Annotated in this window: 7 protein-coding genes and 6 pseudogenes; 7 read left to right on the plus strand and 6 right to left on the minus strand. The window is 51.4% G+C overall.

Features of this window, described 5'->3' with window-relative positions; all coding sequences use genetic code 11:
* Positions 1 to 351: 351 nt before the first annotated feature.
* Together ACQ86O_RS20575 and ACQ86O_RS20580 are read left to right on the plus strand one after the other, a co-directional pair.
* Entirely contained in the window at positions 352 to 1,890 is a 1,539-nt protein-coding gene (locus ACQ86O_RS20575) for a serine hydrolase domain-containing protein (protein ID WP_431222644.1), read from the plus strand.
* Between the two features lie 432 nt (positions 1,891 to 2,322).
* Positions 2,323 to 2,505 carry a hypothetical protein gene (locus ACQ86O_RS20580; protein ID WP_431222645.1) on the plus strand — a complete coding sequence of 61 codons (183 nt, stop codon included), beginning with the start codon at positions 2,323 to 2,325 and terminating at the stop codon, positions 2,503 to 2,505.
* 53 nt (positions 2,506 to 2,558) lie between these two features.
* On the opposite strand, the gene ACQ86O_RS20585 is transcribed toward ACQ86O_RS20580, so the two are convergent.
* From ACQ86O_RS20585 to ACQ86O_RS20610, 6 genes and pseudogenes are all read right to left on the minus strand, one after another.
* Complete coding sequence (locus ACQ86O_RS20585; RefSeq protein WP_431222646.1) at positions 2,559 to 3,434, minus strand: nucleoside-specific channel-forming protein Tsx; 876 nt, start codon at positions 3,432 to 3,434, stop codon at positions 2,559 to 2,561.
* A gap of 410 nt (positions 3,435 to 3,844) precedes the next feature.
* Entirely contained in the window at positions 3,845 to 4,645 is an 801-nt protein-coding gene (locus tag ACQ86O_RS20590) for a glycosyl transferase (RefSeq protein WP_431222647.1), read from the minus strand.
* Positions 4,646 to 4,914: 269 nt separating this feature from the next.
* Positions 4,915 to 5,186, minus strand: a pseudogene (locus ACQ86O_RS20595) (hypothetical protein).
* Between the two features lie 83 nt (positions 5,187 to 5,269).
* Positions 5,270 to 6,162: pseudogene (gene yddG / locus ACQ86O_RS20600) on the minus strand (aromatic amino acid DMT transporter YddG).
* A 114-nt stretch (positions 6,163 to 6,276) separates the two neighbouring features.
* Positions 6,277 to 7,647 carry an APC family permease gene (locus ACQ86O_RS20605; RefSeq protein ID WP_431222648.1) on the minus strand — a complete coding sequence of 457 codons (1,371 nt, stop codon included), beginning with the start codon at positions 7,645 to 7,647 and terminating at the stop codon, positions 6,277 to 6,279.
* A gap of 126 nt (positions 7,648 to 7,773) precedes the next feature.
* Positions 7,774 to 9,191: pseudogene (locus ACQ86O_RS20610) on the minus strand (glutamine synthetase family protein).
* A 237-nt stretch (positions 9,192 to 9,428) separates the two neighbouring features.
* On the opposite strand from ACQ86O_RS20610, the gene puuD reads away from it, so the two are divergent.
* The 5 genes and pseudogenes from puuD (at position 9,429) to ACQ86O_RS20635 (ending at position 14,499) form a co-directional block, all read left to right on the plus strand.
* On the plus strand, positions 9,429 to 10,190 hold the full coding sequence (puuD, locus tag ACQ86O_RS20615; RefSeq protein ID WP_431222649.1) for a gamma-glutamyl-gamma-aminobutyrate hydrolase: 762 nt from the start codon (positions 9,429 to 9,431) through the stop codon (positions 10,188 to 10,190).
* Positions 10,187 to 10,743, plus strand: a pseudogene (puuR, locus tag ACQ86O_RS20620) (HTH-type transcriptional regulator PuuR). The gene puuD and the pseudogene puuR overlap by 4 nt, the downstream one beginning before the upstream one ends.
* Before the next feature lie 15 nt (positions 10,744 to 10,758).
* A pseudogene (gene puuC, locus ACQ86O_RS20625) lies at positions 10,759 to 12,253 on the plus strand (aldehyde dehydrogenase PuuC).
* Positions 12,254 to 12,263: 10 nt separating this feature from the next.
* Positions 12,264 to 13,543 (plus strand): annotated as a pseudogene (locus tag ACQ86O_RS20630) (NAD(P)/FAD-dependent oxidoreductase).
* 332 nt (positions 13,544 to 13,875) lie between these two features.
* Positions 13,876 to 14,499 carry a winged helix-turn-helix domain-containing protein gene (locus ACQ86O_RS20635; protein ID WP_431222650.1) on the plus strand — a complete coding sequence of 208 codons (624 nt, stop codon included), beginning with the start codon at positions 13,876 to 13,878 and terminating at the stop codon, positions 14,497 to 14,499.
* Positions 14,500 to 14,536 lie beyond the last annotated feature (37 nt).

The following is a 14,536-nucleotide window of genomic DNA, read 5'->3' on the forward strand; positions in this document are numbered from 1 at the left end:
AGGTTATCTTGCCGCTCCGGCCCCTCTGGGCTGGAGCATTTTCGTCCAATATTCCCCTTGTCCCTCTGCATTTTGAGCACTCCATCGCAATTCTGCCTGAAATAGTTTGAGCGGATCCGAACAACGCACAAAACAGCGGCCCGCATCCCTTGCCATGCGCCACAATCGGGCAAAAATCTGGCTATTTTAGCCCATCCGCTCGTGACAGAGGGCGATAGCAAATTAGACCTGCAACACAAAAGATCTAACCCGGGCCCCTCACTCTCTCCACCTGATGATTATTGCTGTGGGGAGTATGAGCACTCATCTGGCCAGAATGGCCTGTCTCGACAAGTAATTCAGGAGGTAACCATGACCGATACCCCGCTAAACTGGCGTGCTGCGCAGGTAAAAGCCACGCAACTGTTAGCTGGCTGGCAAACTCAAGGCGAACCAGGTGGGGCTATTACCCTCTTCGACCAAGTGAAAACTCAGGCAGTGGTCTGTGCCGGGTTGGCCGATCTGGCACGTCATGAACCCTTTACCGCTGATAGCGTAGTGCGCTATGCCTCGATGACAAAACATATCTTTGCCGCATTAGCTCTCAACGCCACCGACAACGCCCTGCATCTTGATGATCGCCTTGGCAAACTGTTACCCGCCTTAAAGGGTCAACTGGCACAAGTCACCGTTGGTCAGGCGCTGGATATGACCAGCGGCCTGCCCGACGTTGGTGAAACCTTGGGCCTGCTTGGTATTTCCGCCAGCACGATTAGCGATGCCCAGCCCGTGATGGCATTCATCCAGAGTTTGACTCGGCTCAACTACCTGCCCGGCAACGAAATCACCTATACCCATACCGGCTACCGTTTGGTAGAAGAGGCCCTCAAGGCCAAGGGATATCATTTTAACCATCTGGTACAGCAACATCTGGCCCGCCCGCTTGATGTGCAACTGCAAGCGCCTGAGAGCTGGTTTGATGTGGTGCCAGGACTGGTGCCAGGCTATTGGCATACTTCCCAGGGGTGGCAACAGACCTGTGCCGGATTGCATCTTTCTGCCTCTGGCAGCCTGACCGGCAGTGCCAACGCGATAACACGTTGGATGCAATGTTTATTGGCTGACACCCCACCTGGCGAAGGCGTACTGGCACAGCTCAGTTCCCCACGTCTGCTTAACCAGGGCCAGGTCAGCCGCTATGGGCTCGGGCTGGCACAAATCCCTCTTGGCCGCCACACTTTGCTTGGCCATGGCGGCTCTCACTATGGCTACAAGACCTATTTTTTGCTGTCGGCAGATCGGCGAGCCGGTGCTTTGCTGGTTTCCAACCGCGAAGATTGCGACAGTTTTGGTATTATTTTGCAGGTAATGGCAGCGCTGTTAGAAGAAACCCTGCCGCAACGCAGCACGGCTATCCCAGACGGAATTTATACCACCGTGGCAGAACCTTATTGGCTTGAAGTCAAAGAAGGCAACGTGGCTTATCTGGGAACCGACGAGCCACTCTACCAAAGCGAGGATAGCCGCTATGCTGTTTCGCTCTCTGCCCATCGGCCAATGCGTCTGCAATGGACCGGTGAAGCCATCGAAGGAGAAATTTGCCACGTTCAGCGCCGTTTCCTGCCCGTGGCGGCGGAAACAGGTTGCCTCAATCAGGTGCAGGGAGTCTGGTATCATCCTCAATACCGCACCGCTTTCGAAATCTGCGGCAACAAGATCCATATTGGTGTTGGCCCGGCAGCACAAACCGGCACCCTGAGTTCACTTGGCAATGGGCAGATGTTGGTGGAAAGCCAGGACGGCCCGTATTTCAAACGATTCTGCCTCTATTTCCGCGGTTACAACGTTGACCTGATAGCTAACTGCAGCCGGATACTCACCTTCAAACGTGAAATGAGCGCCAGGGTTTAACCCTGCAGCAATGTGCCCTGTTGGTTTCCCCCTGCGCAGGGCGCCTTCGTCCTTGGTGACATGTAGCGTAATATTCACCTGAGTTATGAAATTGAACATCCCGACCAGAAATCGATAACGCTCAAAACTACTCACAAAAACCGAAACAATGTTAGGGGTTTTCCTTGCCGCCAAACAAACCATCCCGTACTTTGAGAGTGCCTCAGAAAGACGTTAAAGCGCTCTTTATCGTTGCGGCGTAAATACCCTCTTGTGTCATTATAATACTCACCGGTTTCCGGTGGGATTTCTTTGGCAATTGGGGCTAATTATGCCTCGTGCCAGTGCTTTACGTTGATATTATGTTACAGATAATTTAAATTTAGCGATTACAAACCTTAACCTCCCGCGGTGGCCAGGCTGGCAACGGGTGGGCGTTCAGGAGTTTTTGCCATGCAAATGACCTTAATGGAATATATCACTCAACACTTCAACGGCGATCTTCATCGCTATGCGCAATTCGCAGGCGTCAGCCGAGAACAAATCCTTAAGTGGATCGAAAATGAGTGTTGCATTATTAAAGGTAAATTGGTTATGCCTGTAAAACATTTGCCGGTGGTAAATAGCCAGGAATAACCACAAAAAAACCCCGCCGATGCGGGGTTCTCTGTTTCTGATACCACGGAAAATCAGAAGTTATAACCGGCAACCAGGTAGTAACCCCAGCCAGTAGATTTGATTGGCCCCTGAGGTGTACCGATATCTACCCCATCCTGCCATTGACCACCGTTATGGAAGTAACGAGCGACAAAGGAGTAATGCCAGTGAACGTAGTTCAGCGCCAGAATGTGGCTGGAAGCGATAGAATTGCTGGTCCGCGCCTGACGGCCATTGACCGTGAAGTCGTCCCTGCCCAGATCTGAACCGAAATCAAAGTTGGTGAAACCGATATAGCTAAGGTTGCCACCCAACGCCTCAGTCAACGGAACAAAATATTTCACCTTAAAGCGGTAGCCATCCCAGCTGTTGGTGTTAGCTGCGCCGTAGTTCTGCCACTGGTATTTGGCATAAATGTTCATCGACATGCTCATCGGCAGGCCAGTCTCGATATCGGTGCCCAGGCCCATATACCAGGTACTCTGACGCGAGTCGTTGTTGCGCCCCATGTCATAAATATAGTTATTGGCAAAGTACCACTCTTTGAACGGCCCGAAACTCAAATCGGTGTCAGTCAGTTTGTCGATGGAGAAACGCGGTTCAATCTCCATAAACAGCGGTGAACCCTTATCCCAGATACCACGGTTTGGCGTGTTGCCCGTGCCGAAGAATTTTGGCACATCCACATAACCGTAGAAATCCAGCCAATCCTTCTTGGTATACGCCTCATACTCCAGATACACATCATTGTTCAGCTGTGGTCCGAAGCGAGTATGGTAACTCCCAACGACGTTGACACTCTGGTGCCACCAATCCGATACGAACTGGCTGTCTTTGCTTTCAGCCATTGATGCTGTGCTGTAAGACGTTGCGAGAAGCACACCTGCTGCGAGAGCTATTTTTTTCATTTTATTACCACATGCTGAATGGGCCATTTCCTGCCCGTTAAAAAGATGACGATGAGTCTGATGAAACCTGGGTGTAAAAGAACGGTTAATCATTTTCTTGTTCACCGCGCGCATTATAGAAACCACTGACTGTAAGAATCTGTGATCCAGTTATGCATTTTGCGATTAAGCAATCGATTGCGTTCTCATTTTTTAAAAAATATTGCAATGAGAAACATTTTTGATGTGATTTTAATCATGTAAGTTGCTTTTAAAGCCAGGGTTTTGACAAGGTCAGGTAACTGGAGAATCTCTTCTGAAAGAGAGAAAAGACAAAAAAACCGACAACTGACTGTCGGTTTTTTTGAATGAAAATAGGGAATAAACGTTATAAAAACGTCAGATCAGGAGAGCAATGCAAGCGTAGAATCTCACCCCCGGATTTTGCCGAACAGAGAGCGCAGCATCGATTTCTTTTTGCGGGTGATCGGATTGCCGTCATACACCACCTGCGACTGCTTGTTGAAATGACCAAACAAGGTCTGATTGCGGTAATTTTCCAGCAAATAGCCCGCTTCTAATGCTTCGTAATAATACTGTTCGAACAATTCACGCAGGTCCTGACGATAATGGTTATAAATTTTCCCGTCAAACCAGTGTTTTTTGTTCTCAGAAGCCAGGCGCGGAAGAGAAAAACGGTGGGTAAACTGGCTGCCCATATCAGAATAATGCAATGTTTTCAATGAGCTTAGCGGTAAGTCATCACCATCAAGATTGCTATACTCCGCCGCCAGCGGTTCTATATATTCCGGATGTGCTTCAAAAAAGCGCTGTATCTTTTTATGCCCATCAGGGTCGCGATGCAGTTCTTCAATTGGAGGCAGGAAGCGGGCCGCAGCGCTGCAATCCCAAAGCAACTCGCCTAAACGCAGATCTTTGTTACTGCCAGCGGCGAGCATCGCTTTGCCCTTTTCCATCGGGTGATGCCATATCTCAGCAATATCACAGAGGAACAGAACATCCGCATCAGTATAAAAAGCCCGGCCCTGGAAACCACAATAAGCCGGGATCCCCCATCGAAACGCTGAGAAAGGCGTCGCCCAGCGCTCCGTTGTCCAGCCTTTTCCTGCACCAGAATACCAGAAGCTGGCGGGATCACGTGACAAACGCATCCATACCAGTTCTACAGGAATAGTCGCATGTTTGCGCAGGCTGTATTCCAGCACCATCATCTGTTCAAGGTCACAATCGTTCGGATCACAGCCAATAAATACACGCGCGGTGTCTGCTGATAGAGTCATGATAGTCAGAACCAATTGCAATCAAGGGTTAAAAATAATCACATGATGTTAACAATAACCTCGGGATAATTCTAATAGCAAATTAGAATCCTTTGCATTTAGTTAATGTGATAGAAACTAAAAACACCCTTACCATTGGATTTGGTCAGCTACATCTTGTGCTGCGGTTTATTTCATGACCCGATTGGCATTACCGGTTCTTAACGGACACCAGGTACCGCCTTGGCGATATTCTCCTGCCGGAAAACCACTTCATCCCCCGGGCGATTTCCCAACGGGCGACCGGGATATCAGTTTTAGGGGCGGCTACCACCACCGAACCGTAAATCAATTTGTCATCGCGACGTAAAATAACCACATCAAGTTGATATTCATGAGGTAGGTTGGCAGTGGTCAAGCGGACGATATCGCCAGCACTGAAACTTTGCCCGTGAAGCGCAGGTTGCTGAATAAACTGAATATCATTTCTCATTTTTACCGTTCCTTCAGTCGTACTCTTACTTTTAGATTAGCTTAAATTTATCTTTTAGCTTATCGGGCACGGTAAAATAAGTGCTAGGCAGCACGGGTTGCCCGCCAGCAAATCAGTGAGCCGAGAGTCACCATAATTACCCCCTGCCAGAAGTTGATAGTCAGAGAAGTACTGAGTACCACTGCGGCAAAAACCGCCGACAAGACCGGGGTGAAATAGGATACCGTCGCCAGCAGGGTCATGTTGCCATGTAGGATCCCCACGTTCCACGCGGCGTAACCCGCCCCCATTGCCATACCTGCTCCCAGTAAAGCGGCACTAACCGGCAGGCTAAAATGCATGCCCGTTTCATGGCTGAAGGGAAAGAGAGTCCACAACGCCAAGGCGGTCAGTGCCATGAAAAGCACCACACCATTTTTGCCCTGCGCAATTTTCTTGGTGACGTTGCAATAGACTGCCCAGATCACCGCCCCGCTGAACGACAGGCCATAACTCAGCGGATTGCTACGTATATTCGCCAGCATTTGTGCCGGTGACCATCCGCCATTACCACTCATGATCCAGCCAATCCCGAACAGTGAAAGCAGCAGCCCAGGCAACACCCACCATTTGGCTTTTTGGCCGTTAAACACAATCGCCAATAAAACGGTAAAACAGGGCCACAAATAGTTGATCATCCCCAACTCAATGGCCTGCATCCGGCTGTTGGCATACCCCAGAGACAGCGAAAGGCAAATCTCATACAGCACAAACAGCAGGCTGCCAATGATCAGATAAGAGCGAGGGAACTCACGCAGTTTCGGAACGCCCATGACTATCAGCAAAAACAGCGTCCCAACGCTGTAGATCATCGCCGCCCCCCCACTGGCCCCAGCCCCTCGCTAACGCTGCGGATCAAACCAACGACACTGCTCCACAACAAGATGGCTAGCAAACCAAGCAAGGTCGATTTATGGGAAACGGATAAGGGTGGCATTAGGGTAAGGTCCAATCATTTATTTTTTATCGGTTTTTTACTCTACTGCCCGGCGTGGGAAAAAGAAAGGCGAGGTGGCAAACGGGCGCAACAATCAGTTACGCCCCGATGAATTTACTGTTGTGGCTGCCGCTCCAACTGGGGTGGCGGCTGGCGGAAGCGCCGGGTGAGATAGACCAGATAGCCAAACCCTAATGCCGCCCAGATCAGCCCCATGGTCAACGAGCTTTTTTCCAGGTTCAACCACAGCACCCCCACCGTCAATGCCCCTATCAGCGGTAATATCAGGAAGTGGAAGCGGTCTTTCCAGGTCTTGTTACGCCCTTCGCGGATATAGAAATGGCTGACCACGGAAAGGTTTACAAAGGTAAAGGCCACCAACGCACCGAAATTGATCAACGCAGTCGCCGTCACCAGGTCAAAAGACAAGGCCGATAATGCCACTAACCCTACCAACAACACGTTAAGCGCCGGGGTGCGCCATTTAGGGTGGATATAGCCGAAGAATTTTTCCGGGAAGACGTTATCACGCCCCATCACGTACAGTAACCGTGAAACACTGGCGTGGGATGCCAAGCCAGAAGCCAGGGTATTGATAAAAGTGACGCACAGGAATATCGACTGGAACAGCTTGCCGCCCACGTACAAAGCGATTTCCGGCAGTGCAGCATCGGGCTCTTTAAAGCGCTCAATGTTAGGGAAGAACAGCTGAATAAAGAACGACACACTGATAAAGATCACTCCACCGTATAGCGCAGTAAGGAAGATGGCCTTGGGGATCACCCTGGCGGCATCCGGCGTTTCCTCACACAGCGTAGTCACCGCATCAAAGCCGAGGAATGAAAAACACAGGATGGTAGCACCCGTGATAATAGGTAGCAGATGGGCGTTTTCACTGATAAATGGGTTCAGGCTCCACACGGTGCCAACACCTTCACCATGACGCAACCCGTGCACCACCAGGAAAATAAAGACGACGATAATCGCCACTTGCGCCAACACAAACAACGTATTGAAGTTCGCCACCAGATTGACGCTTTTCAGGTTGATCGCAGTGATGATAATCACAAAGCCAACCACCCAAATCCATGGTGGCACCTCTGGGAACAGGGCCGTCAGGTAAATCTTGGCCAATAAGGTATTGATCATCGGCAGGAACAGGTAATCCAGTAACGATGACCAGCCCACCAGGAAACCGACATGAGGATTAATGGCCTTTTGCGCATAGGTGTAGGCAGACCCCGACGTTGGAAACTGGCGCACCAGCTTGCCGTAGCTGATGGCGGTAAACAAAACCCCTGCCAAGGCAAACAGGTATGAAGCCGGAACATGGCCATCCGTTACGCCAGAGACGATGCCGAAGGTGTCAAACACCGTCATCGGCGTCAGATAGGCCAGGCCCATCATGACCACTTGCCACAGTTTTAATGTTTTACGCAGTTGCGGTTTGCCCGCGCCATTACAATCGATGGCACCTATCGTCATTGGATATTCCTCACCAGCGCCCTGTACGCCAAGTTGGAAGAAATTAGTTACCGCCGCGCACGGCTTCGCCGGGCCACAGGTAGCCCGCGGGAAAGCGCCGGCGCGCGGTAGAAAAGGCTGAATACATCAGGCGTTTTTCAGCATCCACTCGATTTCGGTTTCGGTGATCAGCCGTTCAAACTGCATCAGCTCATCGGTCTTGCAGGCCAGATAGACATGGCTGAATCGCTCACCTAGCAGCGCATTCAGCACCGGTTGGTGTTCGAACTCATACAGCGCGTCGCTCTGGCGGATAGGGAATGGCAACCCCTCTTGTTCCAAGCCGTTGCCGGTCACCGGCTCAAGCAGGGGCAAATTGGTCTCGAGACCGTAGATAATTCCGGCCAGGATGGTCGCCATCACCAGATAAGGGTTGGCGTCCGCACCCGCTACGCGATATTCCACCCGGTGACTGTCTCGATCACCACAGGGAATGCGCAGTGCCACGGTACGGTTATTGTGGCCCCAGGAAGCCTGGGTCGGCACATACATACCGGCCTGGAAACGGCGGTAGGCATTAACGTTAGGTGCCAGCAACGCCATAGATGAAGGCATCAGGGCAATCATGCCTGCCAGCGCCTGCTTGAGCAGGGCTGAATCTTCACCCTCTTCGTCGGCAAAGACGTTGTTGCCTTTCTGGTCCAACATGCTGATGTGCACATGCATACCGCTGCCCGCATGTTCTTCATACGGTTTGGCCATAAAGGTTGCGTGCAGATTGTGCTTCTCGGCCACCATGCGTACCAGGCGTTTCAACGCCAGGGCATGATCACAGGCTTGCAATACATCATTGGTGTGGTACAGATTAACCTCAAACTGGCCCGGCGAAGCTTCCGCCACGGCACCGTCCGCAGGGATCCCCTGCAGGCGAGCCAACTCATCAATCTCGCTCAACACGTCTGCAAAGTGATTAAGGTTATCCACGGAATAAACCTGACTCTGGGTGTTGCGTTCCTGGGTGCCTGGGGCACAAGGAGGTTGCAGGTAACCTTCAGCATCACGCTGGCGATCGATGAGATAGAACTCCAGCTCTACCGCTACAACGGGGAAAGCCCGCGCTGACGTAAACGCTGCCACACTCGGTTCAGCACATTACGCGGTTCAACGTCAAAGGGAGTACCATCTTCATCCAACATGGTGAGCAGTACCTGGCCAATGTATTCTGGGTCTGCTGCCGAGGGAGTCAGGGTTCCGGCTATCGGCACGCAGATATGATCCGGCTCACCCATTTCCTGCCCCAGCCCAGCCTCTTCCACCACATTGCCAAGAATATCCATCGCAAACACCGAGGCCGGGAAGTAACAGCCCTTCTCAAGCTTACCCAGGCCGCTTACCGGAATACGTTTGCCACGGAAGCTGCCATTGAGATCGGTCAGAAGCACGTCGATATGCTGAGTTAACGGATAACGTTCCAGATACTTCTTCACTTCGCGCTGGAACGTGCTACTTCGCCTTTCTTCATGGTGCTGAACAAAATTTTCTACTTCTACAATGTTGGTTTGCATGATTCACCCGCCGTTGTGTTTTGTCCGTGGTTCTCACATCTATTGATTTCGATGTTTATTGACCATCTTGCTCAATATAATGTCCACCAATGAAACATAGATGCAACAAAATTGTTTTGCAAGTGTTAATTTTGGTTTGAATATTGCCCATTCGACTGCTAGATTTAGTAAATATTGAACGAAAAAGGCGATTTTGCGGTTTAACGGTCATAATTTCGAGCATATAAAGAGGGTAGTATGGGCAATATATTTAACAGACCACTGATTGGTGTGGTGATGTGCAGGTATAGGCTAAATCAACATCTCACACAGACCTTGCAAGAAAAGTACCTTAATGCGGTGTTGGCCAGCGGAGGGCTGCCAATTGCCCTGCCACATGCCCTGGCGGAGCCGGAAATCCTGGAACAATTACTGCCGCAACTTGATGGCATCATGCTGCCAGGGAGCCCCAGTAATGTGCAGCCGCACCTTTATGGTGAAAACGGCGATGAGCCTGACGCCGATCCTGGGCGCGATGAATTGAGCCTGGCGCTGATCGGCCTGGCGCTCAACAGGCGCATTCCCCTTTTCGCCATTTGCCGCGGCATGCAGGAACTGGTGGTTGCCACCGAAGGCACTCTGCACCGCCGCCTCTATGAACTCCCCGAATTGCTAGAACACCGTGAAGATCACGACTTGCCACTGGAGCAGCAATATGCCCCCGCTCATGAAGTCACCGTACGGGAAGGCGGCTTGCTTTCGCAACTGCTACCGGATTGCAACAGGTTCTGGGTGAACTCTCTGCACGGCCAAGGCAGTAAAACCCTCGGGCCGAGCGTGCGTGTTGAAGCTCTTGCCGCCGACGGGTTAGTCGAAGCCATCAGCATTCGCGATCAACCATTTGCGCTAGGCGTGCAATGGCATCCGGAATGGAACAGTGACGAATACGCCCTATCCCGCCTGTTGTTCGAAGGATTCATCAGCGCTTGCCAGAATTATCAGAAGGAAAAACGCCCATGAGCGACGTCAGCTTGGCACCGGGGAAACGCTTGTCGCAGATCCGCCAGCAATTAGGGCTGTCACAGCGCCGGGTAGCTGAACTGTCTGGATTAACGCACAGCGCCATCAGCACCATCGAGCAGGACAAGGTCAGCCCGGCCATCAGTACGCTGCAAAAGCTGCTGACGGTATATGGGCTGTCGCTATCGGCTTTTTTACCGAGCCGGAAAAGCCGAATGAGCCTCAGTTGGTCATCAATCATCAAGACCTGATCGAAATCGGCAGCCAAGGGGTTTCGATGAAACTGATCCATAACGGCGACCCCAACCGCACCCTGGCGATGATGATCGAAACCTATGAGCCGGGTACCACCACCGGCGAGCGGCTCAAACACCAAGGGGAAGAGATCGGCACTTTGTTGGAGGGCGAGGTCATGCTGCAGGTCAATGGGCAAACCTATCACCTGCAAGCGGGCCAGAGCTATGCCATCAACACCGGTATTCCCCATAGTTTCAGCAACACATCAGCGCGGATCTGCCGAATCATCAGCGCGCACACGCCGACAACATTCTGATTAACGGAGCAAGGTATGGATTTCCACCATCTGCAATATTGGCAGCAACGGGCACAGGCCCTGAAGATTGAGAACCGACTGTTTATCAATGGCCGTTATCTTCCGGCCACCGAAGGGGGAACCTTCCCTGTGCAGGATCCGGCAATGGGGCGTGAGCTGGTCCAGATGGCCTGCGGCAGTCAGGTTGATATCGATTTGGCCGTCAAGGCGGCACGCGAGGTATTTGAACGCGGCGACTGGTCACAGGCATCCCCTGCCCGGCGCAAGTCGACGCTGTTCAAACTCGCCAGTCTGATGGAAGAACACCATGAGGAATTGGCACTGCTGGAAACGCTGGATACCGGCAAGCCTATCCGCCACAGCCTGCGCGATGATATTCCCGGAGCTATTCGCTGCATCCGCTGGTACGCAGAAGCCATCGACAAAGTGTATGGCGAAATCGCCCCCACTGGCAGTGATGCGCTGGCCTTGATCCAGCGGGAACCGATTGGCGTGGTGGGGGCGATTGTGCCGTGGAACTTCCCCTGCTGCTGGCCTGCTGGAAGCTGGGCCCGGCTCTGGCGGCAGGCAATAGCCTGGTGCTGAAACCTTCCGAGAAATCATCATTAACAGCGGTTTATCTGGGGGCACTGGCGCAACAGGCCGGTTTACCGGACGGCGTGCTGAATATTGTCCCTGGGTTCGGCCACGACGCAGGTAAGGCGCTGGCACTGCACCCCGATGTAGACGCCCTGGCCTTCACAGGCTCCACGCAAGTCGCCAAGCAGTTAATGAAGTATGCCGGCGAATCCAACATGAAGCGTGTCTGGCTGGAAGCGGGCGGCAAGAGTGCCAACATTATCTTCGGCGACTGCCCGGATCTGGATAAAGCCGCACAGGGGCTGCCGCTGGCATCTTCTACAACCAAGGCCAGGTATGTATAGCTGGCACACGTTTGCTGGTGGAAGAAAGTATCCAACAGGCTTTTTTACAGGCACTGAGCAAACACGCGGCGGCTTTTACGCCAGGTAATCCTCTCGATCCACAAACGCTGATGGGGACGCTGATCGACCAACAGCACTGCGAAAAGGTCACAAGCTATGTCGAACAAGGTTTGAACCAGGGAGCCTCCCTCTTGCTCGACGGGCGTGTTCACCCTCAAGGCCAGCACCGCGGTTATCTCGGCCCGACCATTCTCACGCAGGTGGACAACACCATGGACATCGCGCGTGAAGAGATCTTCGGCCCGGTATTGGCTGTCACCACGTTTAACGGTGAGCAGCAGGCGTTGGCGCTGGCAAATGACAGCGAATATGGGCTGGGCGCGGCCGTCTGGACACGCGATCTTTCCCGCGCCCACCGTATGGCTCGCCAACTGAAAGCCGGCACCGTCTTCGTTAACAACTACAACGAGGGTGATATGACCGTGCCCTTCGGCGGCTACAAGCAAAGCGGCAACGGGCGTGATAAATCGCTGCATGCGTTGGATAAATTTACCGAACTGAAAACCACCTGGATTTCTCTGGAATAAGGACTGAATCATGACTGAACACGTTAAAAGCTATTATGCGGCGACGGCCAATGTCCATCAGCCTTACCCGCAGTTGAATGAATCGATTGAATGTGACGTTTGCATTATTGGCGGTGGCTACACCGGCCTGTCCTCAGCGCTGTTCCTGGTCGAGGCTGGGTATAACGTCGTGGTGCTGGAATCCGCACGCATCGGTTTTGGTGCCAGCGGCCGCAATGGCGGGCAACTGGTCAACTCCTACAGCCGCGACATCGATGTCATTGAAGAACGTTACGGTGCAGAAACTGCCCGAATACTGGGTAGCATGATGTTTGAAGGGGCCGATATTATCCGTAGCCGTATCAAGCGTTATGCCATTGAATGTGACTATCGCCCCGGCGGTATCTTTGCTGCGCTCAATAATAAGCAATATCACGCGTTGATCGAACAAAAGCAGCATTGGGAACGGTACGGCAATACTCAGCTTGAGCTGTTGGATGCCGATCGTATTCGCCAGGAAGTCGCCAGCGATCGCTATGTCGGAGCCCTGCTCGATCACAGCGGCGGCCATATCCACCCCCTCAATCTGGCATTAGGCGAAGCCGAAGCCATTCGCCTGCAAGGGGGAAGAATTTTCGAACAATCTGCCGTGACCCATATCCGCCATGGAGAGCCAGCCTTGGTCAGCACCGCCAAGGGCCAGGTGACGGCCCGCTACGTTATCGTCGCCGGCAACGCTTACCTGGGCGATAAGCTTGAGCCAAGATTGGCTAAGCGCAGCATGCCGTGCGGAACTCAGGTTGTCACAACCGAACCTTTGGCTGCAGAAGTAGCAGCCTCTCTGATCCCACAAAACTATTGTGTGGAAGACTGTAACTATCTGCTGGATTACTACCGTATCACCGGGGATAACCGGCTGCTTTACGGCGGTGGCGTGGTCTATGGCGCCCGCGATCCAGACGATATCGATAACCTGATCCGCCCTAAACTACTGAAAACCTTCCCACAGCTCAAAGGGGTACGCATTGATTATCGCTGGACAGGGAATTTCCTGCTGACGCTCTCGCGTATGCCGCAGTTCGGACGGTTGGAAAACAATGTCTACTATATGCAAGGTTACAGCGGCCATGGCGTCACCTGTACCCATCTGGCTGGCAAACTGATCTCGGAACTGATGCGTGGCGATGCTGAACGCTTTGATGCTTTTGCCAAGCTTCCGCACCTGCCATTCCTGGGGGGCGTAATCTGCAGATTCCCTTCACCGCCATCGGCGCCGCATACTATACGTTGCGCGATCGGATTGGCGTGTAAACATTATGGGCGCTGCATAGGGCGCCCCATTTCATTAGCCTTGCTAAAGCAAATTATTTAACCCAGCGTCCCTATCTATAAGCAATTTTCTGAATGATTATCAGCACGACAATATTCATGATCATATTTTGTTATATAATTAATAATGATATCAGTTAATTCTTAACTCAGCGTTAACTGCCCGTTACGCGCTTCGTTTCAATCACCCTTGGTTATCGCCAATATCGCCGTTATTGGCCAATAATTGTTTATGATCAAAAAAACCAAAGAAAACTCCACTTAAAATTAAATCTATCTAATAGATGAAATAACTTAATCGGAGGAAAAGCAGTTTGGAAAAAGTACAATATCGCATTGAGGGGGATATCCTTTTCTGCCCCAACAATGTGGGTTTTTACCATGATGGATTCTACGAGGAGTTAGTTTCCATTTCTTCGCCTGCAGCCCGCCTTTTTTCTTTTCTTATTGAAAGAAAAGGAGAAGTTATTGATCGTGACGTCTTGTTACAGAGGGTTTGGGAGGATTATGGCCTGCAAGCCAGCAATAATAATCTTAACCAGTGCCTCAGCACACTGAGACGTATTATCAAGAGCATGGGTATTGAAAAAAATATCATTGAAACCATACCTAAAGTAGGGTTAAAAATTGCTGATGATGCGGTGATTGAGGAAATCAACGACACTCAGAACACGACGCCGACGACAGAAGAACCCCCGAAAGAGACAAAGAGTCGCGGGATAAAAATCAATTTACTCTACACTTTAATCACGCTGGTTATTATACTAATCGTTATCACATCAATGCATATTTTTCATATCTACAGCTATATCAGTCATCGTCAATTTAAAAATGATCTTCTGGAACTGGTGAAGAATAATTGTGAAATACCAGTAAGTTCCCCGCGAATGCTTCTCTCCGAACCCTTCTCTGCATTTAAGCCAGGCATTACATTTTGATAAGGGGGCATATTGCCCCACTCTTTTGACTTACTTT

This window comes from Serratia sp. L9 (assembly GCF_050632285.1).
Classification (GTDB): domain Bacteria; phylum Pseudomonadota; class Gammaproteobacteria; order Enterobacterales; family Enterobacteriaceae; genus Chania.

Coding starts and splice junctions, on each gene's coding strand:
- ACQ86O_RS20575 (WP_431222644.1), top strand. CDS start 352: ATGACCGATACCCCGCTAAACTGGCGTGCTGCGCAGGTAAAAGCCACG.
- ACQ86O_RS20580 (WP_431222645.1), top strand. CDS start 2,323: ATGCAAATGACCTTAATGGAATATATCACTCAACACTTCAACGGCGAT.
- ACQ86O_RS20585 (WP_431222646.1), bottom strand. CDS start 3,434: ATGAAAAAAATAGCTCTCGCAGCAGGTGTGCTTCTCGCAACGTCTTAC.
- ACQ86O_RS20590 (WP_431222647.1), bottom strand. CDS start 4,645: ATGATGGTGCTGGAATACAGCCTGCGCAAACATGCGACTATTCCTGTA.
- ACQ86O_RS20605 (WP_431222648.1), bottom strand. CDS start 7,647: ATGACGATAGGTGCCATCGATTGTAATGGCGCGGGCAAACCGCAACTG.
- puuD (WP_431222649.1), top strand. CDS start 9,429: ATGGGCAATATATTTAACAGACCACTGATTGGTGTGGTGATGTGCAGG.